Below are 26,991 nucleotides of genomic sequence, written 5' to 3'. Positions count from 1 at the left end.
ATGTCTAAAATGCTGTTATATCAGCTTTTTTAATTTATTGCTTTTCAAGATATTTCTAATCTTTTAAAATTATTTTGGTCTTATTTTGGTCGAGATTTTGGTCCAATATTCTAGTTCAATTTTATCGGATTTTAATATGAAACTCCCTACTCTGTCAAGATGAAATTCAACTTTTGATTGTAACAAATTGGATCTGTAAACCTTGAATTATTAGGATATGTTTATTTGAGTTTCGGTTATGATTGGACACACTCGGGACAGTTTGTTATTTTGTGTCCCCAGTATATCCCCAATAGTCCCCACATTTTCCTTTATGGTTGTATTATTAAAGAACGAATCATTTCTTGCTGACGGCTTTCTAAGATTTGTGCATTCCATTCTGAATGTTGATGAATAAATATTTTGCTTCCAGTGAAAATGTCGATTCTGCTTTTTAGGTATCTTTCCAATCTTCAAAGTCGAGGTTACTAAGACTTGAATTTTTTCTTTTGTCTGATTAATACCAAGTTGGCTAACCTATTAGTCCAAATTACACGTTCTTGGTTGGTAAAAACGCTTAGCCATTCACTTCCATGAGCTGGATTTTGGGGTAGAACGTGTGCTCGACACTTATATTTTTGTAATCAGATAAATGGACTGTATGATCACTGACAAAGTATTCATATTTAAGTAATACATATCGCGCGAATCGACGGCCATACACATCGTTATTCAACATCATTAACAACATTTTATTATATACTGAAAAGAGCTGATTATTGGATAGTACCATATCTTCGTTCTGAGCGGAGTCAATTGCTTTTATGATTCGGTTCATGTTTTCTATTCTATCAGTTGGTGTTTGCTGAGCAATCCAATCACCCGAGAATTTTTTTTTTTAAATATTCCTTAATTTAACGTTTCTCTGATAAACTAAAAGTACAATTGTCAAGAAAGAATATTAGTAAATAAATAAGTGAGGTGGACACATGCTTAAATCTTTTGAAATTAATGGATTTAAACGTTATAACCATGTAAAATTTGATGACCTAGGTCATATTAACCTTTTTCTTGGAAGTAATAACGCTGGTAAGTCGACTATTTTGGAAGCAATATTCTCATTTGTTGCTGGTAAAAATATAACTGCTTTATTAGCTAATGGACTCTTACGAAGATCCGCTAATGTAAATGGTACATACGACTTTATAGAAAGATTACTTGGAGCTCAACATAACCAGAATATAAAACCATTTACTTTTTCTTTTTCTGCAACCCTCGATACTGGGAGAAAACATACATTTGAGCATACGTTAGAACCCTATGGAATATTTGCAGATTTTAAACCAACACTTATGGGTAGTTTTGGTAACATACAAATGGAAAATAACCTGAACGCAATGAATATTCCTGGTCAACCACCAATAAATATTACTCCTGTAGGCAAGTGGAGAATAAAGGAAAATAACAAGTCGGTTCTAAGAACAGAGATAGGTTTTCCTCCCGTATCTCCTGACCTTCAAAAAGGACCTTTTCAATTAGGAAGATTTGTAGATATTCTTACCCATCGTGAACAACAAGAAAATACAAAAATTTATTCTTTCCTTAAACGTGAAAGGATAATGGAAGAATTTATCAGTGAGTTACAAAAAACGTTTCCCGATATTCAGGATATCGATTCTATTCCATTTCCAGATGGAACCCCGTCTCCTGTTTCTTTTAAAATAAGGGATAATCAACTTTTACCAATGTATAATTTTGGTGATGGCGTTCAACGTTGGTATAATATTTTAGGTGGTTTAATCTTATACCAAAATGCAATTCACTGCTTAGAAGAAGTTGATGCAACTTTTCATCCTTCAGCTCAAACCGATTTATCTCGAAATCTTTATAAGTATGCTAAGAAATTCAATAACCAGTTATTTATGACCTCTCATAGTATCGAATTTGTTGATAATTTACTACATGCAATTTATGAAAATCAACCCGAAGATGAGCAGGATATCGTTCGAATTATTACACTTAAGAGCGATCCTATCACTAATGAAGTACATTCAAGAGTTCTTACAGGACGAGAAGCCTATAAAACAAGAGAAAAATATCAGTTGGAGTTACGATAAAGATGCTAAGTATAATTGTATGTGAAGGCAGAACCGATGCCATATTTTTATCATATTATCTTTTAAAAACACAACAATGGGAGTATATTAAAGGCTCTAAAATTCCTGTTAAGATTCCTGTTCAAAATTCAGAGAATGAAGAAGCTAATTGGTATAAAAAAGGAGATAATTTCCTTGCTATTTGGGGTGTTGGCGGAAAAAGTAATTTTAAATATGCAATAGAATCTATAGAAGAATTAAACAAACTGGGTAACAAGAGTCAATTCTTTAGTAAAATTGCTATCTTAGCAGATAAAGATAATGATGAAGAAGAAGAAAAAATAAATGAACTAAATGAACTATTCTCTTTTAGGTCGGAAATTAGTTTAATTAATAGGCAGTGGATTACAGTCGAATTTAATGATTTATATGAAATGCACCAACAAGTTGATTTAGCGTGCCTAGTTGTTCCTTTTGAAGGACCAGGTGCAATGGAAAGTTTTTTACTACAAGTTCTTTCTGGGGATGCTGAAAATGAACAATTAATTAAAGCGGTAAAAAGATTTATTCAGTCTACCGTTTCTGAAAGATACTTACATAATAATCGGCAAAAACTTAAAGCTGAATTTGCCACTGTGCTATCAATAATGTATCCAGAAAGAGTTTTTACATTGATTGACTCATTCCTTAGATCAGTTCCATGGGAACAATATAATGAATTTCAAGAGGGCTTTAACTTATTTGAACAGATATAAATAATATCTAGATATTCGCTTACCATCTTGGTAAGCGTTTTTGTGTATCAAAAACGAGGGGTTTTGATACAGGCAATATTAAAATTTTTCAATCATTTAATTATATCTTTGCCTTACCTCAGCAATCAAATTCGGAAGTTTTTCAGTTAATATCATTATATGTCTTAACCTATTTCCAGCCGTTTGATTTTTTGCTTTTTCAAAATCAATACTACTAATGAGTTCATTGATGTAGGGTACAGCATCTGGCAGTGAAGTGGAATATGAACTCACTGATTTTTCAAGCAGCTTGCTATCTAGTCCCCACTCCGAAGAGAAATCATTCACTGCTTTTTGCATTTGCTTTGCTTTCCATATTTCAAATGCCTCATCAAAATTCATACCACTAGATAAATTTCCTGGTACCAACTCAGTATCGACAAACTCTTTTAACAATTGGGCTTGTTCATTATCCCCCATATTACTTAATTCTTGAATTTGTTGATAGATGATACGGAGTGTTTCACTATCTACTGTTTGCACGCCATTTGATGATGTGATTTTTGAATCGATTAAACCAAGAATATAATCCGCATCGATTACTTGTGTGCCAGCTAATTTCGTTTTACCGACAAGAATATTAACAGGTGCCGGCAGGGGAGGAGTGCCGGGCTGCCAGGTTAAGTTTTTAATTTTTATCACTCAAAAACTTATAGAACATTAATCCAAGCATGTAATCTTTATAACGGCTGGCGTCCATTGAACCACGCAGTTCGTTAGCTCCGTCCCATAATCTACGTTTAATTTCTTCTGATGTAATCACTTTGTATCCCCCATGATATAAATTCTTTGTATTGTGTCGGTACTATTCATTACCTCTAGCAATCTTTCTCTATTATAGCAGTCTAATGATATACCCGACTACAAAACCAATTGGCTATATATGCCCCCAAGCAATCCTTAGGTTGGGTGGTGTCGAATAACAGCATATCCAACACCACAATGTCAACCTCTAAATTTTGGTAATGTCATTCTACTCATGCAGCATCTTTTATATTTTATCAAAATCGTTCGTTAAAATGGATGGAAAACCGCGTACGTTTGTAAATAATTTTCTAACTTAACGAACGCATAAAAAAGCAGATTTGGAACAAAAAAGAACCGTATGTAAAAGTGTACTTTTCCAGACGGTTCAGTTTGTCCTAATTAATAACTGTCAAAAAAGGTTACTCAAAAGTATTGTCAACAGCGGTCTAATTTTCCTTAATTTCAGCGGTCGAAAATTCCCTAGTGTTTAGTTTATTTCCGGTTTAATACCGGCTTTTTGTTTTTCGCGTAGTCTAAATGTCTGCTTTGATAAAACTATGGACTAAGCACTGAAGCACGTGCTCCTGATCTTGGGATAGGGTGAACTCTACATACTTCATCCTTGAGTGGCCTAGTATGGCCACAAACATGGATATCTTCACTTTTTCTCCGTTTAATATTACGGTTCCAATCTCTTTCCAGTCCACCTGCATCTGTTCTCCTGGCAGAGTTTCAAATCTGATGGTGTATTTTTTTCTCGCATGTCCCAAAAAGGCTTCAAGTAATCTTTCAGGATGGTTTTTCCTCCTTGATAGCCCAGTTGGCTAATTTCATCCAGCAAACGCTTTCCATTAAAAACATGGTCTTCCATCATACGCCTATGTAAGTATTTTTTATAAGAATCAAGCTTGCTTTTTTTCTTTCGGCTCTGCTTCGAAGGAGCAGTTGCAGAGTGGATGTGTTTTCGAATTGTTTTCCGATCCATCTGTAGCTCCCTTGAGATGTCTGATATGCTCATTCCTTTGTTGTATATATCTTTGATCATAAATAAATCCCATCTACTTATCATCAACCATGGCTCCTCTCAAACCTATGGTTTTATTTTAGATGGGGAATTTTATTCCGGGTATATTGGGGATTTTAACATCAGCTTTAACAGCTTTATGAGGGTAACAAAACCAAATGTTGCTGATTGTCTTCTTCTAAAAACCAAGAAAAAGGAATATCTAACTGATCGGCAAATTTTTGATATGGTAGCTACAGCAGTAAGATGACTACAAAAGGTTAAGTAACGCATTTCAGATAAAAAAAACGCCCGACCCATTATGAGTGAACGTTAAATATTTACCATCATCAACTAACCTATTTGTTACATTTAAATCCTAAGCAGGTTCTCGCGAGCCTATTTAGACCCGTGCTTTCTACACAGATCTTTATTCAATACACTCATCAACTTCCCGTATATATCCTTCCAAGAATCATCCAAGTTCACGGTCATCATTCCCATGGTCATCCTATCATCCCATCGATACCAATCATTTACGTCGATCCCATTAAACGGATAAATCAAAATCCCTCTCAAGTTCATTTCTTTTGGCTGATGCATCAAGTATGTATATAGTTGATACATATTGTGGCTATGGAATGACGACTTTCCAAAATTCTCTTGAAACACATTTTTGTAAAACTTCGCATCGATAACAAGTTTCTCGATTCCGTCTTTTCGTGTTAATGAAACATCTGTCCTCATGGATGGCAAAAACGATCGATTTCCCTCTAGCTGCCACTGCAAGACTTCTGACGAAACCAGATAATCTTGCTGCTCCATTCGATAAAAGTGAAACAAAAATTTCTCGAAAATCTGATTTAAAGATTTCTCATCTATTTCAGCAGAGAACAAACTCCAGTTTCCATGTTTATGGGATAACATCATTAACTCGTGCAACAATCTAGCGATATGCACCATGCGTTTATAATGCACATTGTGTCTTCCAAAGAAGATTCTGGAGAACACTTCCTTCATTAGTGATGGGGTATCTACTTCCGGCAATAATTCTAAATACATGAAACTGCATTTTCTTGTTTCTTCTTTTACGTGCCGATTTAGACAGATCGTTTTTAATGTCGACTTCATCACTTGGTTCAGCAAAATATTCGCCGAGTAATCATCTTTCTCGCAGACCACAATAGGCTTTCTTGCCACAATATAAGGCATGGAATCATTCATCATCAATCGCCCACCCAAACAACTGGTAGATTCCTTCATGACTACATAATTCTTCACAAGTCCACGACGATTTAAGTCGTGGACTTCATTTAAAAATTGTTTGGCTATAAAGTCATACGTAATCAAGTCTTCATCCACATCGTTCATACTCTCAACTAACTCAGGCATTTCATTCATATAACTGAGTAAACAAAACAGGTTACGAATGGGTACTTTAAACAAATTGTCCATACTTGATTCCTTCAATCAGAGACTTAACGATTTCTGGACGATCAAAGAAATATTCTTCTAACAGTGGGTTTATTTCAAAAGTCAGTATACCTTCATACCATATGTTTTCATCCATATTATCGGGTTTCAAAGTGAAAAATGAGTGCCCAATTGCATAGCCGTTTCCTAACTGAAAGTCTTCCACAATTTCTTTGTTAATCTTATCAACTGTAAATAAAATCCGAGCGATCATTAGGTCTGAAACACCTGACTCTTTAAGGGTAAGTTTCCATTTCTCATTAAAAGTAGGTTCAAGCGTTACGAAAGCAAAGCGACGACGAAGAGCCACTTCTAACTGAGCTAATGATCGGTCAGCTGTATTCATTGTTCCGATCAAATACACGTTACTTGGAACAGTAAACTTGTCTTTTGAATAGCCAATCGTGACAAATTCATCTCGCTTATCACGCTCAATCAGCATAAACAGCTCACCAAATATCTTGGATAAATTTCCACGATTAATCTCATCGATAATAAAGTAATAATCCTTCTCTGGATTCTCTAATGCACGTTGACAAAAATCATAGAATATACCAAACTGTAGAGAAAACCCATGCTCATCAGGTCTGAATCCCATAACAAAATCTTCGTACGCATAGTTTTGATGGAACTGAACCATTTCTACTCGATTTTCATCTTTCACACCCATCAGTGAATAAGCAATACGTTTTGACACAAATGTTTTACCAACGCCAGGAGGACCCTGCAAGATAATATTTTTCTTGTAACTCAATAAGGAAGCAATCGTATCGTATTGTTTTTTATCAATAAATACTTCTTTTAAGAAATCTTCTGTTGTATAACTTTCTAATTCGACTATACTTGAATCCACATGAGAAGCTGCGATGGCTTCCTTAAGGTTAGGTTTTAACCGCCATATAAAATGTTGATTCTCTACGTAATCACCTTCAAACAGAACACACCAGTAGCAATTGGTCCCGTCTTCTCTTTTAATCGGAGCAATGCCCGTTGCTTGAAGTACTCTTTTTGCAAGTTGTACAATTGGGGTGTTAAATGAAGATGAATGCTTACCAAGAGCCGCTGCTAACTGGGTTGCTGTTGCTTCTCCACCAAGTTCATACATTTTATGAAGATACACCAAATCCATCTCTACAAACACAGCATCATTCTGAAGAAGCTCTATCCAAGTTTCAACACTGATTTCCCGATCCGCCTCATACAATCCTAGGATTTCTTGAACTAAGTCAGGGTATGGCGTGATGTTTGTTAATGTTTTCGTGGGAAGTGTGCCTTTTTGAAGTGGATATTCATGTACAGCTTTCCATTTGACTTCTCTGAAATTTGGATGTGGTTGTCTTGAAGCTTCATAGTGATAATCCGACGTAATTTCGGCTATGGCTAAAATTTGTTTAGTTCCTTTTTTAACAAAAACCAAATCGCCAATATTCATCGAATTTGCAAAATCATTACAAGCATTGGCATCATTACTTCGTCTCGTTTCATCCGAATACAGCCCATTAAATACATTCATGATCTCATCGGTATCTTTATACTGCTTCAGATTACCCAAATCTCTCCACCCAATACTAATAACATTAGAGGAAAAAAAATCATCCCAATACTTTGCATTCTCCCCTGCCCCAATAGTCCAATACTGAATGTTAGTTGGATTGTCTTCTTTAAATTCTTCTAAGACTTCTACCAATTTTTGATGAAAGCCTTCATAAGTAAAAGATTCCATTTCGGATTCAAAAGTTAAATCTTGTCCTCTATTAGGATGCTGATCACCATACAGCAAACCGTATCGGACTCCATTTTCATCAATTGATACAAAGAACTGAGGAGCTGTTCGATGACTTGTATGTCCTTTTTCATAAACAGCCAGCCAACACTCGGAACAGCCAAAATTTTGATTCCAGTTAAAGCCTTTCAGCACTTTTCCATCTACAAAGTTCAATCCTTTGAATTCTTCCATCTCTCGGATAGTTTCATGAATTTTGCGTTGCTCTTCTTGCACTTTTTGCTTTTTATTCGCATAATACAACTGAAATAAAATCGTAAAATTATTCCACGATTTCAAAATGTTCCTCTCGTATTTCACTTTAACCTGGTTTTTAATATCTTCCATTTCAGCAAGACTTACTGAATCAGATTCAATAATTTTGTCTAGCACCTTAAATTTAATCAGATTTATTTTTTCATCGTTTCGGTACTGCTCGCGAAGTGAACGCAGTGTATCAGGTTCTAGGTTGGTAATAGCCTCTAACAGGAGTGCAGGTTGCTTAATAAATTCACTTAACTCTGCTGCCAATGCATGCAAATACTCAACTGCACTTTCAACTACAATTTGTTTGTACTGCGTGCTACAGAAAAAGAAATCCTGTATATCAAGAATTGTTAAATCTGGATAAGAGGTCTTTAAGTGTTGGAGTGAAATCTCACACATGTTCAAATAAGTTTCATAATTGTTGCCCACGGTTCCCAGTTTCAGCTCAATCCCATAGGCCTTTTTCAAATCCGTAAACACCTCTTGTTTATAGATCGGATATTTTGTGAAATCAACGGCTGCAAACAAATACCCGAACAAAGGCGCTCCTAAGGAAATACTCGGATTATAAGCTTTACCATTTTCTCGAAACAATTCAACTCGATCTGCAATTGTTGAAGATGATTGAAATAACTGATTCAGTAACTCTGCAACTTGATCCGGACGTGCCTCTGCGTACTTAACTAAGTCTGCTGTATTGCTCCAATGCACAAAACTCCCAGTGGAAGGATTCTCTTTTTGTATCTTCTTTACAATATCAAGTACTGTCAACTTGTTAATGTCCTGACCTTTCAGGAACCTATTTAGGCGAAATAAAATTTCTATTTTATAAGACTCATCATATAGGTCGGTTTCTTTAAAAGCTATGTATCTTCTAAATGAAATGTCTATGTATTGATCTTTTAACAAGTGTTCCTTTAATTCTTCGTAATTCATCTCTTGCACCCCATCCAATTGGATTTAGTATTTTATGCTAATCTTGAGGTATTAACAAAGTGTAGACTGGGAGAAGGCTACCGCATTTAGGTCACTTCTAGATAAAGTTCGGTTAGGCATAAGAAAAATCCCGCTGTAACCAATTTTTCACATTAGCAACAGTTCTATAACCATGGGCCTCTAAAATAGAAGCTATGTCATCTGCACATACAATAATTACAGGATGACCATCTGCCTTTATTTCTTCATAAGCTTGCTGGCTTACGTATGAAGTGGTTATGAAAATCCCAAATTCACGATATCTTAACCGACTAATTAATCTGGAAGTCTCTTTAATCCCCGAGCCGCTAGAATATAACTTACACTTAGCTTCTAATGCAAAATCAACATACACTGCATTTTGATTTAAACCAATCCTGTATTTTCCTATGGCATCTCTTCCACCGTCCCTCCATGGCCTGGTAAGGTCGGTATGCACTATATTACTATCCATCATTTGTGCCAATTTTGCTGCGCATTCTTCAAAAGCATATTCACCTTTTGGATGGTTTTTAAAGTAATCAGTTACAGCCTCAACCATTGCAAATCTTAGTTGGTTTGCCGGTATCTGTTCCGTTCTTGTTCTATGTTCAAGTGTCCTCTCCGCAGTTAATGGTGTATATTTGCCCTCCAATACCCAATTTATCCACTCTTTTGATGCATTAGGAGTAAAAGCGTTTCCCTGGTGAAGATCATTAATCCAGGTTTGAGATATGGTAGCTACATCTAAAATGGTAAATACGGATTTATAGTTTTGAAATCTTCTACCTTCCTTTAATTTCCAAATAGCCACTAGGTCATCATTTTCATTTACATCTTGATGGCCAGGTACCGCAATACCTTGGAAAATCATATCCCGCCTTCTTCCGGACTTGGTAAACACAAAAAATGGAGGAATGGCTTTCCTGTTACCTAAATGCAACTGGTCGAAAACAAATCTCAATAAGCGATTGCCCCCTTTTGGCGTTTCATGGAGCTCTTTCACTGGTTTCCTGTTGTCCCCATAATAAAAGAATTTTCCTGTTTCCTTTTCAATCATATCTGGCCAATCAGGATTTATTAAATCGGTGTATAATGCACACAATTTATAGCTACTTGTTTTTTTAGAACCAGATATGCGAAAACCACCCATATTCTCACATTTCAACAATTTACTTATAGGGTCATGAGATGCATTATCATTAGGTCCCCCTTCATAAATTGCTTCAACCAGGAGATCCGCCGTCATTAAGTCTCTATATTTAATAGTAGTTTCTATTTTCTCCTCCAAGATATCTCTTTGTAAGGGCCACCATTCATTACAAGTACAAGGTACAAGGGGAATAGCCAAAACCATTTAAATTTGGAATCTCCTTTTTCTGTTAATAAAATCACATTGGCTCGCTCAATTTTACTATTTTATTCCCACGATTCAATATGGCGATAAAGTGATGGCGGCAATCCAACTAATGTAATATCCAATTTTAGGGAACTCTCAACTCTTGTGCTAACACTGTGAATTCTTACGGAAATGGTCCAGCCTTCATCACAAACAACCTCCAATTGGTCGTTAGGTACAACTCGTGTAATTAATGCGTGATCTTTTGCCTACGCTGCTGTTGGCAAGATTCTTCGATCATTTTGAAAAGAGAAAAATCCATGAAATATACCCATTAGATTTATACGTGGTTTTTGCTAAGGTTTTACATATGTTAATGTTTACATACTACAATCAGCTAAATAAATAATTAGGCTTCCAATATTTTTTTGGGAGCCTAATTATATTAATGAAAGTATTTAATAATTTCATCCAACCTATATTTAATCGATTGGACTTCTCCTGAAATATTTTCGTTGCAATATATTTTTTTATATGGATTTTGAATGATTAAGGGTTCTTTTGTAAGAGAGGAATCAACCAAATACAAGAAATAGTTATCGGCCTTTTCCTTTGCTATTTTAACTTCATTGATGCTCCAATAAAAATGTGCTAGTGCTGAAATACACTTTACCTCAATATACTTATCTGGTAGAATGCTAGAATCGCTTCTATAAGAAATAATATCAAAACCAGCTGTGACATCAAACGGTGAAACATACATAATTTCTCTATCTGGGTATCTTTCTTCTTCAAGAGTTAACACATATTTTTCTGCTTTTTCTCCCAATATTTCTTTTTGTATTAATTCCTTTTTAAGTTCTTCAAGTGTTTTTGTACGATTGACTTCTATTGTTATAGTTTCAAAAATAGATTTGTATTTTTTATTTATTTCAAAATAATTCTGATTATGATTTATCAAAACATGTTCTTTTATAAGGAAATTTCTTATTGCATAATAACTATGAGGTATAGAATTTCGATTAATTATAAGTTTACCCAATTGTAATTCAATATTATTTACGTCAAAAATCTTGTAGTTACTTTCAAATAATGTTATTAGTAATTTCTTTAAAAAGTTCTTTTTGAAATTTTCCAGTTCAAGTGTAGGAAAGATTATATTATTTTTATTTTTAGAAACGAGACCACAAAAATATAGTAACTCTATTGAATTTTCAGTAATGATTTTCGATTCAATCGTATCGTTGGAGAAGGTCTTTAACTGCTCTAATGTAAAGTTACCTTCATATAATAACTTGTAAAGGTTCGTTATTTGCAACTTATTTCCGTAATTACGATGGTTTCTTAGATCTACGTTCATAATCTTTTATCAACGCCTTGATATCATTTTCAGTATCATCTTCTAAGTTTAAAAAAAGTGGAATATCTTGACTTTCAGTCACTCGAATTATTAAATTTTCTTTTTCAATTAATTTAGTATTAATGGTTTCATCGATGCTATTATTTGCCATTAAGTAGAAATAGTTAGTTTCAATATTAGGATCTAATCCATATCGATGTATACGGTCTTTAGACTGAATAAACCTTGCTGCATCAAAATTCCTTTCTAAGTATAAGGCATTATGACATGCTTTATGGAGAGAGATTGATTCTGCTACTGCAAATGGATTTGCGATTATAACGCTAAAGTCTGAGTTTTCATCATGAAAATCTCTAATAATACTTTCCCTGGTTTCAATATCCTCTGCCATATCCTCGGATTCAATCGGAGTTTTTCCATATAAAATTTTACAATTCACGCCTTTAGAAATTAAAAATTCTTGAAATTCCAGGATGGTATTAATAAAAACAGCCCAAACAATAACTTTTTCTTTATTATCTATAATATTTTTGATAATCTCATATGCTTTTAAAAACTTTGCTGGGACAATTTTGTCCTCAACATAAGAGAGAACTTCTTGAATAAATTTCTGATCAATTATGTCTATATCTCTAAATGAAAAATCGTTTCCGAATTCATCAATTATAGGTTTATTCAATAACTTGGGATTTGTTGCAGCCTGAAGTAATCTAATTAATTTAGCTTTTTTCACCTTAGAGAGAAAGGTATCGTTGTAATCGCTTTCTTCGTTTTTAAATGACTCAATATATTTCTTTTCAATTGTTTCATAAATCCATTTTTGTCTTTCATCCATTTCAACTATGATTGGGGGATGTTCAATTTTTTCAGGTAATCCAAGATCACTTTTTTTAATTCTTACAAAATAAGGAGAGAGATTATCGATTAATACATTTATCCTTGCATCGGTTATAGATTTAGTCATATCATCCAATTGAATAGGGCTAAACCTAATAACATCTTTTTTGGGCCAAATAAATTTAAATAAATTATATAAATCACGGTAACCATTTGGAGCCGGTGTACCAGTTAATACAACTCTGCCTTTACAATATGGAGCAATTGATAAAATACTTTCTGCAATTTGACCGCCACTTGTATTTTTAATTTTATGGGCTTCATCAAGAACAACCATAACATTATTATTTTTTAAAAAGTATTCAATGTTTTCTTTTTGGTTAATTACACCTTGATATGAAATAAGTGTAAGATCAGAAGGATTTCTAGAAAAAAAATATGTTTTTTTTCTTTGATTGTTTAGATTTACTCCAGAAATTCTTTTTGCGTCAATTTCAGTTCCGAAACATTCCTCAAATTCAGACTCCCAAGGACCAAAGGCGCTTAAGGGACCGATAACTAAAATTTTGTCTACGAATTTTGGATGGTCTTTCTCTAAAGAATTTAAATAGGAAAAAGCTCCGTATACAATACTAGTTTTTCCGGCACCTGGTACCGAGAAATTACAAGCGTTTTGAGAATATGCTAAATGAAAAGCGCTTAATAGCTGTAGTGGGTATAATTTTCTCTCCATGTTTTTATGTAAAACATTTTGGAAATCGGAGAATTCATTTAAGTTTATTACATTGTTCCAAATACTTTTAGCCTTCATAGAAAATTCTCTGAAATTTTTTTCTTCTTGATATAAGTCCTTCAACCTATCGTCTGATTCCTGATCTAAATCGTAGGATATATTTTTTCTTTTTAGAAAATCGGAAAGTTTTGAGATGATTAATTCGTCATCCTGTAAATTTCCAATCGTTATTTTATTGGACTCAATCTCCCCATTAAAAACTCGGCTTATATGATGAAGATGTCTTTTATTTAAAATTTTATAAATGTTCCCTTGTAAATACACTTTATTTTTTTCCGAGGAAATAATTAGCTTATCCATTTTTCCTCAATTCCTTTTGGATAATTTTTTTATAATCCCAACAGATACTATTTATTTGATTTACAAGGTTTATTACTTCACTAGTATAAAAAGTCTCTTGGTTGGTATCGATTAGTTCGATAGCATCAATGGCATTTTTTAACAAGACTGCCGGTTTGTCAGCAGCCTGGGTATCTTCAAGTCTTCTTTTCGATTTATTCATATTTTCTGTAAGTTTATTAATGACACGATTAGTCCATACATCATCTCTTTCCGCTAATATAGTACTAATATCCTTACTGCCGTCCTTAGTGTCTGTATATGCTGTAACTGGTTCTTCCTCAATTTCATCAATAAAGTTTTCATGCTTTTTCTTAAAATCTTCCCAGATAGTTTTATTTGCAAAAAAACCTTTCGGAATCGAGCTTCTAGAATTTTGAGCAATGTTTCTAAATTCTTTTCCTTCGTACTGTGCTCTAATGTAATCAAAGCAAATACTTACCATTTCCGTTATATCTGTTAAATCTGGGTCCCAGTTTGTATGGGCATTACCCGATTTTTCTTCATAGCTTTTAACAAATCTACTTAAATCTACAAATTGCCCTTCTCTTTTTTCTAACATAGAGTACATATCTTTATAATCATAGTATTCGAGGTATTCATCCATTAACTTTAATATTTCTAAGTTCTTTTTTATTGTACTTTCTTTTTCATCCATCATTTCAGCGATATCTTTAGTAGTATATCCCTCATCTAATAATTGCTTACACTTTAAATATTTCTCTGTAGCATTATAGTCTAATTTTTCATCCATTCCCATTTGATAAGTTGTTTCAAGACGTAAGATTTCCTTCTTGTCAGCATCGTCATCCAATATTATGGCATTAAAAAATTCACAATGACTCACGTCGTGATTTTTATATTTAGTATTTCTTTTTCTGAAAATTTCATTTAGAAGAGATGCTCTTCTATTACCATCAATAATATATCCGTTTCTTGAAACAATTCCATATTCTTTTTGTTTATATTTAATTAGACTTTCCATAGTCTTTTTATTTCTATCGATTTTTGAATCCCACAAATATTTTTCAATTATTTTAACATCTTCTTCATCTTCCGGATTTAATTTGTGAGAGTTTACTTCGAACGTTCTAACTTTTGTACCAATTCTACCATTGTAAGGATTATAAACAAGGTATCTTAAAGGAATTCTATATACATCAAACTCTTTATCTTCACCTTTGTAAGGAATACGGACGCCAGTCATTATTGGTGTTTCAGTTTTTTTTATTTCCTTTAGTTTTTCTATCCTTAACTTTTCCTTTAGTATTGTTTCAATCATTTTTTAACCTCCCTATGATGTTGAATAAAATGTAAAAAGATGCAGCAATTTTTAGAGGGATTTCTCTAGTCATATTTTCTACAACTATTTTGCTCTCGTTATTAAAATGTTCATCAATAAATTCTCTTACTGCTTGTAATAATTCTTCCGGCCCAATCAAATTTGCTCGTTGATTAGAAGGTAGACAATAATTTTGTTGCAGGTTATCTATAGAGCTAATTGTCTTTACATGAGTACTGATAAATGTCTCCATTTTATTGATTTCAACATTCATAAAATGATTTTTTGTTAATGGTATATTTTCATATTTTTCTGCGTTTTTACCCTGACCCCTATGGATGACTACATTCCAGCTGACTTTGTCCTTATTTTGATTAAATTTATTCGATAACTCCACTCTAAAACTGTTAATTATCAAATATGGAACATGATATTTAAATTTCGTTGAGTAAGGTTTTTGTTTTTCTTCTTTAACCGAAAATTTTCTGAAGTTTAAATTTGTAAAATTTGAATCACTTGAAAATACTTTTTTCCTATAAGCTGGAGGTACATAATTTTGTTTAACATCACGCATTATTGCTTGAGCAATTGTGTTTGCAAATTTAGGGGGTACTGCATTACCAACTAACTTATATTTTATAGAATCTGATTCTCCATAAAATCGATAATCTATGGGAAACGACATAATTGTCGCAACTTCTCTAATGGTAGGGGATCTATATTCCCCTTGCTTATCTGAAAAAATCATAGCTTCTCTTGATGAATGGGACATAGTAGCCATTATTGTTCTTGCTGGTTTAGAAATATCTTCAGGAAAAGACATTTTTCCCATGTAGCCTTTATCTCTTTTTCGAATTTCTGCCTTCTTCCATTCAAAATCAGCAAGAAGCTTTTTGTAATGATGATCAGTAACTTCTAATCCCTTCAGTTCTAGTAAATAATTTGGATCAACGATATTTGAATTTAAATATTCATAAGGTGTTCCTAACGACTCTAGAACCTTCTTAAGGGGTATACCTTTACTTAAAGTCTTATTAAAATCAGGAAATTCACCACATATAAACCTTTTTCTATTAGAAGGAACTCCATAATATTGCAACTCGTAAACTTTAGAGTTTTCGTGAATTACTTTTAACTTTTTATCTCCTAGTGTAGTGATTCCTAAGTCTTCCATTGTATACTCTTTTTCAACATAATATTGGACGTTTGATACATTCTCCATTACCCAATACTTCAATAAACTATTTTTCTTGAATTTTTTTCGCGCAACTATTTTAAAAAACGCTTTTAACAATTGGATTCCAAGAGTCTTATCTGCTTTACCCGATTTATTGGAGCTTGAAAATGCTACACAAGGAGGAGACCCTATGATAACTTCGCTATCCGGTACAACTTTATGAAACTCTTCATCTGGCAGTGCTGCTATTTCAAGGACATTTCTATTTTCGGCTACAACTTTACCAGAGGAGGAATGGTTCATATTGTGTGTTCTAATAGCTGGTTCCCAAATATCAAACGCTTTAACAACTTTGAAGCCAGCTTGTTCAAATCCTTCAGAAAAGCCGCCTGCTCCACAGAAAAAATCAACTACTTGCATGGTATAACTCCTTTATTAATAAAAAAATTCCGTCTTTATTACTGCATTTAAAGGTGAAATTATTTTTACATATATTTCTTGTAGGAATATTGTAATATAAACTTAGTGCTATATAAATATTTTTCGATAAAAATGTTTTAATAAAGTTTTTTCTAAACCAGAATATTGAGGAGGAAATAATTACAAGGAGGGGAGAATGTGAACCAAAATATTGAATACTTTAGGAGAAAGATTTTAGAATGGAGTAAAGAAAACATTTATGAGTTTACTTGGAGGACTACTAAAAATTTATGGCATGTTATGGTAGCTGAAATTATGTTGCAAAGAACAAGAGCCAATGTCGTTGAAAAAGAATTTATTAAATTCACTAAATTATATCCCACTCCAGAAAGCTATTTAAATGTTGAAAATCCAAATACCTTTAAAAATCTTGGTCTACCTGAAAGAGAAAAAATAATTGAACAAATCGCCTGGACATTACAAAAAAAGAAAATCCTTAATGAAAAGGCTCACTTTTTAGAAATTAAAGGCGTGGGAAATTACACTGCAGCTGCCATTAGATCTATGCACCTTAATATGAGAGACACAATCATAGATGGTAATGTAATTAGGGTGTATACCAGATTTTTTGGATTTGAAAAAAGCTCAAGATTATATACAGACAAAGGATTTTTTAATTTCGCTGAACAAATAACGCCAAAAAAAAATTTCAGACGGTATAACTTTGCTTTGTTAGATTTCGGTAGGGAAGTTTGTTCCCCAGTTCCAAAATGCCTCAACTGTCCTCTAAGAAGAAAATGTTATTATTATCAAAGAAACTTTTTATGAAAATATACGCTGAATAGACAAATAACAAACAGTATAATCACTTATTGTTAAATTTCAGGTCGATTAATCCAAAGGTTCTCCTTTAGTGGCCCTTTCAAAGAGTGGATTTCGCGATTTAGCCTCTTCGTCTTTTTCCTCAATTGCTGTTTGCGCTTTCATTAAAAACACCTGTACTTTTAAATAATCAGGTTCATCTTTTGCATAAACCGTTAACTGCTTTAGGTTGTCCTTTGTAATCGTAACACCATCCTTGCTCTCTACAATGTCTTTTAACGAACCAATATCTCCTTGATTTACTGCAGCCTCAAACTTATTCACCAATTCATCCCCAGTGGGACGTGAAAAATTAAAAATGATTACAGCAATTAGCCCAACTAAGAACAGGCTTAAAAGGATGAGGCTAATCTTCTTCCCTTTCTTTCGCGCTCTCTCTGTTTCCATTTTAATCCTCCTTTGGATTATACCTTTTTATTAACGATATCAGATAAAAGTAGGAGAAAAAAGAAACAAAAGTCCCTGTTCTCGCGATGTTCTAGTAGTCTAACTGACCAGTCCAATTCTCCAATATAAATTAGCTTAACCTGGTAGTTAGTAAAAATAAGAAACATACCACCAAGAATTATTACTAGGTGCCCTGCTTCACGATAAATCCCGATAAAGACTTATCCGGATAAATTATGACATGTCCTGATTTATCCCCCGACTTCATCAAGGGATAAATCGAACATGTCGGCCGTCGAGGTGCAACCGTCCCTCCACTCTTCTGCACACTTACATACAAGAGATTACTATAAGAAAAAAAAGGATGCGACTGCATTATTTTCGCTCGCCTAACATACGACAAAGGAAAGCCCTCCACCCTTGTTGGCGGAAGGCTTTCCTTTGTCGTATTACTCAATATACGCAGCAGACGCAGTCCCCGGATACTGCTAATGACGGTGATGACGTTGACCGGGAACAGTCCCCACGCTACCGTGGTCAGGTTGAAGACCACCCACGGAATCTGTGCAACCAGATTGAGCCACAGACCGAGTTTCTTCTTCCGGTCAGCGGGAGTATTCGACTCCCCAACGACCAGGAAATACCCTACGGCTCCGAGGAGCCCGAGAACGATGGACATTGCCAGAACCATGTCTTCTCCCTGTTTTGTTGTCTTACTCTCTAAATACTACCCCGGGAACCGAACCAACACCACCGGTTTCAGGTGTGATTCAGCCACACCAATTTAGCTTTGACAGACCCTACGAGCATGATAGAGTAGTTCATGTCAGCAGGGAAAGCCCCCGAAGACACCAACCGGAGGTTCACATGGGTAAGAAGGACGGCAAGCCGAAGCCGAACGACGTCGGTAGCAAGATGAAGATCACGGTCAGCAAGAAGACCCAGAAGAAGATTCAGGAGAGCCAGGACAAGAAGAAGAAGTACTCAAGACCCCTGGCCAGGCCTTAAAGTAAAAGATACGTCTTAACGGAGGGTAGCTTTAGGTTACCCTCCGTTAAACGTGCCGGCTCGGATAAATCCGGATGGATTTATCCGACATGTCCTGATTTATCCCCCGACTTCGTCAAGGGATAAATCGAACATGTCTTGGGTGCCCGCATATTTCACTAAACAGTACTCATTTCTCTTCTTATTAAAACTTTTGGTTGCAGTTACACTTATGCTTCCGACACTTATATATTACAATTGTATTTATCATTTGCCGGTATCTTAATCCGGATATATCTTGAAACAGGACACCTGTTTGTCAAATCGCCACTCAGATAGAGAAATGGAGAGGAACCACGAAAATAGAAAATCGGAATTCTTCCAAAAAAACATGTTTTCCCTCCATTCCCAACAAGCAAAAACCTTGAATTCCGGCTCATTTGGCAAAATTCAGGGTTTTATTTGCTGGCTTGCTTCCGAGCACTGCCTTTATGTTAACTAGTAGGTAAAATTAAAGGGAAAACACCAATATATATCGAAATATGGAAACTGAGGATCGTTTATTTCGTAAATCATATAAGGGAGGGAGCAAAATGGCTAACGACAAAGCAAAGAAACCAAGTGTTGCTAAGGAGGCTGCGAAATCCTTTGTTAAAGGGATCACCTTCGGCTCAGTTTTTGATTCGGACATGACTGAGGAAAAAGCAAATATGGCTAAGGAATTTACGGATAAAGAAAAATCATCTTACTGGTAAGAAGAAGCTTACAGATCAAGAGGTGGAGGAACTAAAAACGTCCTCCAAATACAGAAGAAATTTATAGATAACGAAGAAAACTACGATTATGTTAATTAATGGGGGAGACAAATTGAGTATCAAATTACGTAATTTAAATAAGGAACTAGCAGCGAAAATAAAACGATGTATTTCCTTACTGGAGGATGAGTACAAAAATCTTGATTATGCGCTTTTTTTCTATGACACTCCAAAAAAACTGCAATCTGAACAAAAAAGGAACCCGGATCTCAATTCAGAGGAATTGCAACAAATATTAAATGGAGAAACAGTTACTGCCGGAATTACTTTACCAGATAAAAAGGAAATTAAAATTTTCTTGTTTCACTATGACAATATCATCTCAGACCCTAGGGACATAATCCCTTTAATCGCTAATATATACCATGAGTTGCGTCATGCATGGCAAAACGAGAACAATCGTTTCCAGGATGAAGAAGAACTTTCTTCCTTGGATGACAATATAGAAGCCTACCTTTCCCTTCCATCCGAAAAAGATGCTTTCCGATTCCAACGTAATCAAATGCAAAAACATATGAGAACGGTATTAGATATATTTGGCTTAACAAACATCTCCTTCAACCAACCCTATGATTTATACCCTTGGATTAAAGAAATCGTTGACGCATAAAGTAAGCTCGCCGGAATCGGAGCGCCAAGCATCGTTCAGAGTGCGTAGATTCCCGGATACTTCGAGCTTTGGATTCACATTTTGCTTTGCATAGACCAACGTGTCTAAGAATCTGTCAATTGCTTCATAGGCCCATTTAGATCCTTCTGCCAGGATAACGACATAATCTGCCATGGAAATCGAATTGACCATGTGCTCCCCGAGTTATGGAGGCATGTCGATTAGAATATAATCATACTGCTCCTTCACCGGTTCCAACAGATTCCGAAGAGCCAGGGACGTATTGCCCATGTTTTCAGATACAGAAAACGAGGAAATCCCGCCAAAAAGTCATCTGCCAAGGAAATGTGACTAAGACTGACGAATTAAACAGTGTATTCTAAAAATACTTGCCAAAAGGATTCATGGAAAACGTGTACTCTGATTCATTCAAACGGGAGAAGATTCTAGGCTTCCATTCTTTTGGAAAATTCTTCGACCAAAACGTTGAGCAGATCCCGCAAGCCGACCAAAAGAACAACACGATCACCACATACATACGGGTCGAAGGATTGGATTGAATGGAGAGATATTCCGGGTGAAGGTTGGAAAATCAATGCTGTTTCATTCTCCGGTTCCCTGGAGGAATTGGAAACGAATCTTATAAAAAGGAGTGGGAATGATGGGACTAATTACAGACATGATGTTAATGGATGTTATGGACAAAAGCGCGAAACGACAGGCCGAGAAAAGGAAACTGAAACCCAAAAAGAGAAGCTGGCTTAAAACTATCCTCGGCTTCTACGTTCTTTACCATGTTATTGTTTATCTCATTCAAACTACGCTACAATAAAAAGCAGCCGGCGCTTAGACCGACTGCTCTTTTTTTATGCCTCGTTAATTATCTCCAATGGTCTGTGAATCGCAACTTCTTTGTTTTGTAATATTACCTTAACTCCATCACTGGATGCACCAACACTTTCTATTTTATCTTCCATGGCAAGTTTTTCGATTGTAAATAGATCATCAGTCGAAAAATTCTCAATATATTCCTCAAACCACGGTGCTCCATTTGGTAAAAGGGAAGTTATTCCCTTTTCAATATGTTCAACTACTCCCTCAAAAGATGTGATTTGAACGCCTATATCGTCTAATTTATCTATTGTCCTACTATATTCCACGTATGCTTCATGTAGAGAATCTACCGCTTGATATAAGTCTGGATGTTCTGCTCTTAATGTCATTTATTATTCCCCTGTTCCTTTTTGATTTTCCTCTTTCATTTGAGCTTTTATATGTTCCCATTCTTCCGAGCTCAGATATTGGGGAAGGGCATTATTGATAAAGGGAGAAAAATTTAAGCCTATGACCGGTCCTTCTACTTCTTCATATTGCTCCTGAATATTCCCCACCAGACGCTTGTTCATGATTAATCTTGCCCAAGTTTATTCGTTTTTAGCTTCTTCTGTAAAACCTTCAGTCCCGTCTAATTCGAAAGCCTACCTAGTGAGATTAAAATCAAATCCAAAAGATTACGTTCGCCGCCACTGGGCTCGGCTTCAAAACGTGGTTTTGAAGTGCAATAAAGGCTAAGGACAAGTTCATCTGTCAATTTCTTATCCTCGCTGCGCTCCGGTACCATTGACAGACCAAAACTCGTCCTCTTTCGCAGGAGTCACAACAAGACCGACAATGTGATAATCAAATTCTTCTTGTAAATAATGCACGACCTGTTGTACTCTCCAATCTCTAACACCATTTACCCGATTTTTCAACCCGATCAATTCTCCTTGACGAGGAACTACAGAAACTAAGGATTCTCCTATATCTATCATTTCTCCAGCAATTTTTCTTGGTGGCATAGACAATATACATTTGACCTTGTTTGTTTCATTATTTACCTCTTGCATTTTAAATCCTCCCCTATTGTTTAGACACATTTTTTTGAAATGATAATCTTTCGATAAAGAGCATGGGCAGAACGATTCTTTTCTGCCCATTGCTCAAATCTTTTTTCCCTCGGCGCTGGGATTCGGTACTCATGCTCCATGAGCTCACGCAGCTCCCCCAACCTGATGTCCTTCTGTTCGTCACTGGAATTCGCTGTCATGACAAACTCGTAAATATTATGAATATCTCCCAGTGTTGCTTTACCCTCTTTGCCATCTCTAGTTTTCGTCAACTCCACCACAGCCAGGACATAGATCGGTGTTGTCTAATTCCTCGCTAACTCCCACATTTGGTGCAGTACATAGGGTCTGTAGAATCTACCAACCCGTGAAGCAATCGCGTTTCTATTATACTCTTCTACATATACTCTTCTACATTCATTTAACTAACCCCTTTCTGTTTAAGTGTGACTTCTTCATATGTTTTCCCGGCAGATTCAGCAGCTTCCCTAAACTTTTCACCGCCTCTTTTAATGGATTTGATATTATCGTAGTATCCTGTCCGTTCCTCTCTGATCAATCGTAGAAGAATTATAAGGTAGTAGGTGAAAATAAATTCATAAGATAAAATAGCAGGAATATTTTATATTACTGGAAAATATATTAAGCATTCGATTATTAGGAGGAAACTGTATGGATTCAGAAAATTACATTCAAAAAGAAAGAAATGGTAAAATCTATCCATTCATTTTGTTTTCCCGTAAAGATCCCAGATACATTCTTCATCAATTTTTTGGAACATGTCCTTTCTGTGATAAAAATGTACGGATGGGTTCTGAATGTAAAAAATACGGAAGAGAAGACGGAGATTATGAAAACTTTCGGAAACAATATCAATTGAGGGATTTATTGAAGAAAATATAAAAAAGGTCGCTTGTCCTTTTCCGGCCGCGAAAGTATTACAACTCGCTTAAATTTTATGGGAGGGTTCAAACGTGGATACAAAGAATTATAGTAATATGAGTCGTTGTTTTCTCTTTATAAATACTTTTAACCGATTCTTCTTTCATTTCTTTAATGTTTATTTCCTTAATCATTGTCATCTTAGGAGAAAGCTGTCCACATATTGAGTTAATTTAGCTAGCATGCAGCGCGTTCGATATTGTTGCATAGAATTGAACGTATATCTTTTGAGGTAGTCGGTTAATTCATCTTCTTTTATTGTCATACTTTTTACAAATCGTTCTTGCAAAAAGATATTAAACTTTTTGACCTGTTCATCTTCATTAACTTCTTTAGCTATTTGACGAAGTTCATCGGCCCAAAGTGAGAAGTTTCTTTCAAGTTCCTTAGTTGGTGACTTCGTAAAAATGTAGTAAAACAAAAAGCTTTCAAGCTGTATGACAAAGTGATCAAATAGTGTTTTTGGTAGATTGCTTGCTGCTAGAAGTAAAACATAATGCAAACTGAAGGCTCCACCACAAAGCCTTCTTAAATATCCATGTGTATGTTAGGTAAACCATCGTTGCCCTTTCCAATTGAATAATCTATAAACCGCTCGACATTTCGGTTTATTTTTCGTACAAACTCAAATGGTTTTTTGTCATAATCACAAAGTTCAGCATTTTTCTTGCTCATGAACCAATCATAAATCTCCCTTACAATAGAATCACGTCTATCGTTCTGGATTTTATAATTAGCCATAAGAAAATAACGAAGAAAACGGAGCGGTTTTTCTTTATGTTGCTCCAAAGGATTGCTGATTTTTTTCCATTCATCTTTTAATTTGGTAAATTCATCTGATTGTATATGAGTAAATAAAAGATTTTTAAGGAGATCCATAGGATTTAGTCCGACACCGCGTTCATTAATGGTTTTGAAAATTTTAAGAGCACTACTTACATCAGTTGAAATTTGTATAAATATAACATTGTTAGCAAGGTAACCCCAATATTTCTTTAACTTTGCCTTATTAACATAGTTATCTTTTAGATATCGATATATGGTGTCATATGCATTTAATAATTTTTCCAGAGATCCAAATGATTTTATTCCAGCTGTTTGAATGGCCACTCTGGTTGCTTCGGGGTCAGCGTTAAGCTCTACAAGCTTCTTCATAACTTCACTTGCATTTTCGTAACCGGGTTCTAACTTCAAGCTTGATATAGTATCACCCTCACTATTGGTGTAGCTTGTGGAAACCAACCCGCTTACTGCTTGTTCTTGTGGTTCATTTTCAAAAAGATTTTTCAATGCACAAAGCAGCAGGAAAAATGTTGTAAGACGCTGTTGTCCATCTATTATTTCATAGTGGTTCTTAGTTTTTATTGGAGAAACCAGAACAGTACCAATAAAATATTCCCTAGCAGAAGAAGAATCCATATCGATATTTATATCTTCAAGAAGTTGATGAACTTCTTTATCCGTCCAAACATATTCACGTTGATAATCTGGAATTATGAAAAAACATTCCCTAAAAGCTTCTTCAATAGTATATTTATAGTTTTCAATTTTAGCCATTTAAACACCAATATTTATCTTTATAACGGTGTATAATGGAATCAAATGTTAAACTGGGTAAGTACAATTATAGTTAACGGTATCCAATCGCTTATGCCTTTATGTTGTTTGTTTTAATTTCTAATGCTGCTCCCAATGTTAACTTGCATTAAGAGAACACTTTATTTACCAAACCTGCAAGAGAAAAGTAATGCAAAACGTAGATTTTAATGCAGCACCCCGATGCTCATAAATTCATTTACGAATGTTTTAATCGATACTTTGTCCAGAAAAGGTCAAGGTTTATGATCACTTTATTACATCATGCCACCCATGTCAGGCATGCCAGCGCCGCCAGCGTTTTCTTCTGGCTTGTCAGCGATAACAGCTTCTGTTGTTAGGAACATAGCTGATACGGAGGCTGAAAACCATGATGTAATCATGTATTACTTATATTCAACTAGCACTAACCACTTCTCGTGATAAAGCTTCATTTCAGTGATTAAAAACTGTAAAGTAGTCTAGGATATAGTTAAATGAAAATTCTACAGTTCAGAGTAACATTCAATTTTCATCATTTTGCTTCATTGATTCAAGTTGTTTAATAAAGTGTTCAAACTGTTTCATTTTATAAGGTTCAAGTTTATGATGTAATAAAGCTTTTTGATTGGAAGGAGCAAACCCTTTAGCTTCAAAGCAAATATCTTCAATTTCATAAAGTTTTGACCCTATTGGTTGGCACTTTTCATAATTAAAAATTGTAATGTTTCTTCCCCTACGATAAAGGGAACTGTTAAATTTTATCCCCTCAACCCCTAATGACTTTATAAACTCAGAAACGTATTGAGTAGGAATGTAGCTTCTTTTATCAGAATCAGAGGGTTTTGAAAAGTCTTCCATTATCATAAACATAAGATTCTTTTCAAAACTGTCTAGTTTCTTATATGAATCATGCGAGTCATACGAGAAATCCGCAACAACCAACGGTTCATTTACTCTAATTTCAGCAACACTCACTTTACTACCTAGATATGGTCTCACTTCAACGAGTGCTGTATATGGTTCTTCTGCAGTATAAAGGTACTTAATAAAGCTTGGGTTTGCTCTGCCATCACCAATTAAGTTGTTACTTGGCGGTACAAAAGATTCCTCTCCGTTAAACCCCCAGAATCCCGTTTGTTGGTTTTTATTAAGCCTCGCCTTATAAGCAGATGTAACAAGACCTTTTTCAGTAGTTTTATCTGGGTTATGTAGGTAATAAAGAAAATATTCATCACCAGAAAACTGTCTGGCTCTATAAAGAATGGTATCCTTTTCAATCGTCTTTCTGCAAATTTGCGCCATTTTTTTTATGTAATCGAGAACCTCGTGGTTGATAATGAACCTGTTTTTGTATAATACTTCTTCTTTAAAGCCTGACCACATTTCATAGGCTTTCATTAATAAATCTCTATCATGATTCATTTAGTCTCCTCAATTCTATAATGAAGTTTATCGGGAATGCTGCAAATCCATGGTGTGTGAGATAACCAACTATACCTATATTATAATAAAATGGGGTATTAAAGTGTGGAAAATCCCCCCATATACTCAACATAAAGAAAAGAGACTCCTTGGTTCGGGAGTCACTTATATCTGCTTTGCTACTATTTCATTCTTTCTGTTAATCAGTGTTCGCTTCTTTATGCCAGTCATTGCTTCAACTTCTTTGTATGTATGAGTCTTAAGCAATTCTATATTGCTTAGAGTGTTTTCTTGGTCTACCTTCTCTGAAATCATCACGTTGCTTTGCCAATGCTTTGCCTTCTTGAGTTCGTTCAACAATCATGTCTCGTTCAAACTCTGCGAATGAACTGAGTATATTGAAAATCAGTCTGCCTGTTGGGGTGTTTTCTACTAGTCCCATATTGAGGATGTGAACCTTTACTCCTCTTGCAAATAGCGCCTTAACTGTTTGAATACCTTCGACTGCTGACCTAGCAATTCTATCTAGTTTTGTTACAACTAACGTGTCCCCTTCTTGCAATGTCTCAAGCCCCTTGTTAAACTCTGGTCTATCTGTTTTAGTACCTGTGAACCTCTCTTTGTATATAACCTCGTAACCTTCTGCTTGTAATGCTTGAATTTGAACCTCTAAATCTTGTACGATTGTTGATACTCTTGCATATCCATATTTCATTGTTATTTCCTCACTATTCATCAGGTATTTATTGCACTATGTTATGTAAATGAAGTGAATTTGAACAATACAGTAAACAAGATTTGTTGAATCAAGTGTTTTTTTGTATGATTATGGAAAAGAGAGTGTTAGTAGAAGGAAA

25 protein-coding genes and 5 pseudogenes are annotated in these 26,991 nt (G+C 34.9%); 7 read left to right on the top strand and 23 right to left on the bottom strand.

What is annotated here, in order from left to right:
- Positions 1-467 precede the first annotated feature (467 nt).
- Positions 468-587 (bottom strand): annotated as a pseudogene (locus AS030_RS24780) (hypothetical protein); the annotation flags it as partial.
- A 381-nt stretch (positions 588-968) separates the two neighbouring features.
- Between AS030_RS24780 and AS030_RS06570 the strand changes: the two are divergent.
- Complete coding sequence (locus tag AS030_RS06570; RefSeq protein ID WP_061969686.1) at positions 969-2,096, top strand: AAA family ATPase; 1,128 nt, start codon at positions 969-971, stop codon at positions 2,094-2,096.
- A 2-nt stretch (positions 2,097-2,098) separates the two neighbouring features.
- Positions 2,099-2,830: a DUF3226 domain-containing protein gene (locus AS030_RS06565; protein ID WP_061969684.1), complete on the top strand. Its 732-nt coding sequence runs from the start codon at positions 2,099-2,101 to the stop codon at positions 2,828-2,830.
- Positions 2,831-2,926: 96 nt separating this feature from the next.
- On the opposite strand, the gene AS030_RS06560 is transcribed toward AS030_RS06565, so the two are convergent.
- From AS030_RS06560 to AS030_RS06510, 11 genes and pseudogenes are all read right to left on the bottom strand, one after another.
- Positions 2,927-3,502 carry a type I restriction endonuclease subunit R, EcoR124 family gene (locus AS030_RS06560; protein ID WP_338082317.1) on the bottom strand — a complete coding sequence of 192 codons (576 nt, stop codon included), beginning with the start codon at positions 3,500-3,502 and terminating at the stop codon, positions 2,927-2,929.
- A gap of 1 nt (position 3,503) precedes the next feature.
- A pseudogene (locus AS030_RS22910) lies at positions 3,504-3,632 on the bottom strand (type I restriction-modification system subunit M N-terminal domain-containing protein); the annotation flags it as partial.
- Positions 3,633-4,167: 535 nt separating this feature from the next.
- A pseudogene (locus AS030_RS06550) lies at positions 4,168-4,685 on the bottom strand (transposase); the annotation flags it as partial.
- A 333-nt stretch (positions 4,686-5,018) separates the two neighbouring features.
- Positions 5,019-6,074 (bottom strand): McrC family protein, encoded by a 1,056-nt coding sequence (locus AS030_RS06540; protein ID WP_061969670.1) that lies wholly within the window; start codon positions 6,072-6,074, stop codon positions 5,019-5,021.
- Positions 6,058-9,057: an AAA family ATPase gene (locus AS030_RS06535; protein WP_061969667.1), complete on the bottom strand. Its 3,000-nt coding sequence runs from the start codon at positions 9,055-9,057 to the stop codon at positions 6,058-6,060. The genes AS030_RS06540 and AS030_RS06535 overlap by 17 nt, the downstream gene beginning before the upstream one ends.
- A gap of 112 nt (positions 9,058-9,169) precedes the next feature.
- Complete coding sequence (locus AS030_RS06530; protein ID WP_082635714.1) at positions 9,170-10,432, bottom strand: restriction endonuclease; 1,263 nt, start codon at positions 10,430-10,432, stop codon at positions 9,170-9,172.
- Between the two features lie 62 nt (positions 10,433-10,494).
- Positions 10,495-10,638 (bottom strand): HaeIII family restriction endonuclease, encoded by a 144-nt coding sequence (locus tag AS030_RS22905; RefSeq protein ID WP_240482214.1) that lies wholly within the window; start codon positions 10,636-10,638, stop codon positions 10,495-10,497.
- A gap of 221 nt (positions 10,639-10,859) precedes the next feature.
- Positions 10,860-11,774: a protein NO VEIN domain-containing protein gene (locus AS030_RS06525; RefSeq protein ID WP_061969664.1), complete on the bottom strand. Its 915-nt coding sequence runs from the start codon at positions 11,772-11,774 to the stop codon at positions 10,860-10,862.
- The gene (locus AS030_RS06520; RefSeq protein WP_061969662.1) at positions 11,746-13,704 is read right to left on the bottom strand and encodes a DEAD/DEAH box helicase; all 1,959 of its coding nucleotides are present in this window, start codon (positions 13,702-13,704) and stop codon (positions 11,746-11,748) included. The genes AS030_RS06525 and AS030_RS06520 overlap by 29 nt, the downstream gene beginning before the upstream one ends.
- A complete protein-coding gene (locus AS030_RS06515; protein WP_061969659.1) occupies positions 13,697-15,025 on the bottom strand; it encodes a hypothetical protein in 1,329 nt (442 codons plus the stop codon). Before AS030_RS06515 ends, AS030_RS06520 begins: the two co-directional genes overlap by 8 nt.
- Positions 15,018-16,622 (bottom strand): DNA cytosine methyltransferase, encoded by a 1,605-nt coding sequence (locus AS030_RS06510; RefSeq protein WP_061969656.1) that lies wholly within the window; start codon positions 16,620-16,622, stop codon positions 15,018-15,020. Before AS030_RS06510 ends, AS030_RS06515 begins: the two co-directional genes overlap by 8 nt.
- 198 nt (positions 16,623-16,820) lie before the next feature.
- Between AS030_RS06510 and AS030_RS06505 the strand changes: the two genes are divergently transcribed.
- On the top strand, positions 16,821-17,450 hold the full coding sequence (locus AS030_RS06505; protein ID WP_061969654.1) for an HhH-GPD family protein: 630 nt from the start codon (positions 16,821-16,823) through the stop codon (positions 17,448-17,450).
- Between the two features lie 63 nt (positions 17,451-17,513).
- Here the strand turns inward: AS030_RS06505 and AS030_RS06500 are convergent, their stop codons facing one another.
- A complete protein-coding gene (locus AS030_RS06500; RefSeq protein ID WP_061969652.1) occupies positions 17,514-17,891 on the bottom strand; it encodes a TcaA second domain-containing protein in 378 nt (125 codons plus the stop codon).
- Positions 17,892-18,075: 184 nt separating this feature from the next.
- Positions 18,076-18,582 (bottom strand): hypothetical protein, encoded by a 507-nt coding sequence (locus AS030_RS06495; protein ID WP_061969651.1) that lies wholly within the window; start codon positions 18,580-18,582, stop codon positions 18,076-18,078.
- A gap of 176 nt (positions 18,583-18,758) precedes the next feature.
- Here AS030_RS06495 and AS030_RS23490 point away from each other — a divergent pair, with 176 nt between their 5' ends.
- The 3 genes from AS030_RS23490 to AS030_RS06490 all read left to right on the top strand — a co-directional run bounded on the left by AS030_RS23490 (position 18,759) and on the right by AS030_RS06490 (position 20,303).
- The gene (locus tag AS030_RS23490) at positions 18,759-18,899 is read left to right on the top strand and encodes a hypothetical protein (protein ID WP_156412558.1); all 141 of its coding nucleotides are present in this window, start codon (positions 18,759-18,761) and stop codon (positions 18,897-18,899) included.
- 572 nt (positions 18,900-19,471) lie between these two features.
- Positions 19,472-19,633, top strand: a complete 162-nt coding sequence (locus AS030_RS23485) for a hypothetical protein (RefSeq protein WP_156412557.1) — start codon at positions 19,472-19,474, stop codon at positions 19,631-19,633.
- Between the two features lie 112 nt (positions 19,634-19,745).
- On the top strand, positions 19,746-20,303 hold the full coding sequence (locus tag AS030_RS06490; protein ID WP_061969648.1) for a hypothetical protein: 558 nt from the start codon (positions 19,746-19,748) through the stop codon (positions 20,301-20,303).
- 866 nt (positions 20,304-21,169) lie between these two features.
- On the opposite strand, the gene AS030_RS06485 is transcribed toward AS030_RS06490, so the two are convergent.
- From AS030_RS06485 to AS030_RS06470, 4 genes are all read right to left on the bottom strand, one after another.
- Positions 21,170-21,526: a hypothetical protein gene (locus tag AS030_RS06485; RefSeq protein WP_061969646.1), complete on the bottom strand. Its 357-nt coding sequence runs from the start codon at positions 21,524-21,526 to the stop codon at positions 21,170-21,172.
- Positions 21,527-21,529: 3 nt separating this feature from the next.
- On the bottom strand, positions 21,530-21,709 hold the full coding sequence (locus AS030_RS06480) for a hypothetical protein (RefSeq protein WP_061969644.1): 180 nt from the start codon (positions 21,707-21,709) through the stop codon (positions 21,530-21,532).
- Positions 21,710-21,898: 189 nt separating this feature from the next.
- Complete coding sequence (locus tag AS030_RS06475; protein ID WP_061969642.1) at positions 21,899-22,192, bottom strand: hypothetical protein; 294 nt, start codon at positions 22,190-22,192, stop codon at positions 21,899-21,901.
- Between the two features lie 20 nt (positions 22,193-22,212).
- The gene (locus AS030_RS06470) at positions 22,213-22,464 is read right to left on the bottom strand and encodes a hypothetical protein (RefSeq protein WP_061969640.1); all 252 of its coding nucleotides are present in this window, start codon (positions 22,462-22,464) and stop codon (positions 22,213-22,215) included.
- 400 nt (positions 22,465-22,864) lie between these two features.
- On the opposite strand from AS030_RS06470, the gene AS030_RS06465 reads away from it, so the two are divergent.
- On the top strand, positions 22,865-23,095 hold the full coding sequence (locus tag AS030_RS06465; protein WP_061969638.1) for a hypothetical protein: 231 nt from the start codon (positions 22,865-22,867) through the stop codon (positions 23,093-23,095).
- A gap of 175 nt (positions 23,096-23,270) precedes the next feature.
- Here AS030_RS06465 and AS030_RS24135 read toward each other — a convergent pair whose 3' ends face one another.
- The 5 genes and pseudogenes from AS030_RS24135 to AS030_RS06450 form a co-directional block, all read right to left on the bottom strand.
- Positions 23,271-23,636 carry a hypothetical protein gene (locus tag AS030_RS24135; protein ID WP_205728269.1) on the bottom strand — a complete coding sequence of 122 codons (366 nt, stop codon included), beginning with the start codon at positions 23,634-23,636 and terminating at the stop codon, positions 23,271-23,273.
- Positions 23,637-23,662: 26 nt separating this feature from the next.
- Positions 23,663-24,691 carry a DUF262 domain-containing protein gene (locus tag AS030_RS06460; RefSeq protein ID WP_205728268.1) on the bottom strand — a complete coding sequence of 343 codons (1,029 nt, stop codon included), beginning with the start codon at positions 24,689-24,691 and terminating at the stop codon, positions 23,663-23,665.
- A 296-nt stretch (positions 24,692-24,987) separates the two neighbouring features.
- Positions 24,988-25,095, bottom strand: a pseudogene (locus tag AS030_RS24220) (hypothetical protein); the annotation flags it as partial.
- A gap of 139 nt (positions 25,096-25,234) precedes the next feature.
- A complete protein-coding gene (locus AS030_RS06455) occupies positions 25,235-26,134 on the bottom strand; it encodes an RES family NAD+ phosphorylase (protein WP_061969635.1) in 900 nt (299 codons plus the stop codon).
- A 165-nt stretch (positions 26,135-26,299) separates the two neighbouring features.
- Positions 26,300-26,849: pseudogene (locus AS030_RS06450) on the bottom strand (recombinase family protein).
- Between the last annotated feature and the right edge of the window lie 142 nt (positions 26,850-26,991).

Origin of the sequence: Fictibacillus enclensis (assembly GCF_001457035.1) — a bacterium.
GTDB classification, from domain to species: domain Bacteria; phylum Bacillota; class Bacilli; order Bacillales; family Fictibacillaceae; genus Fictibacillus_C; species Fictibacillus_C enclensis.
Note: the sequence above shows the minus strand (reverse complement) of the source record. Positions and strands in the feature narration are given on the sequence as shown.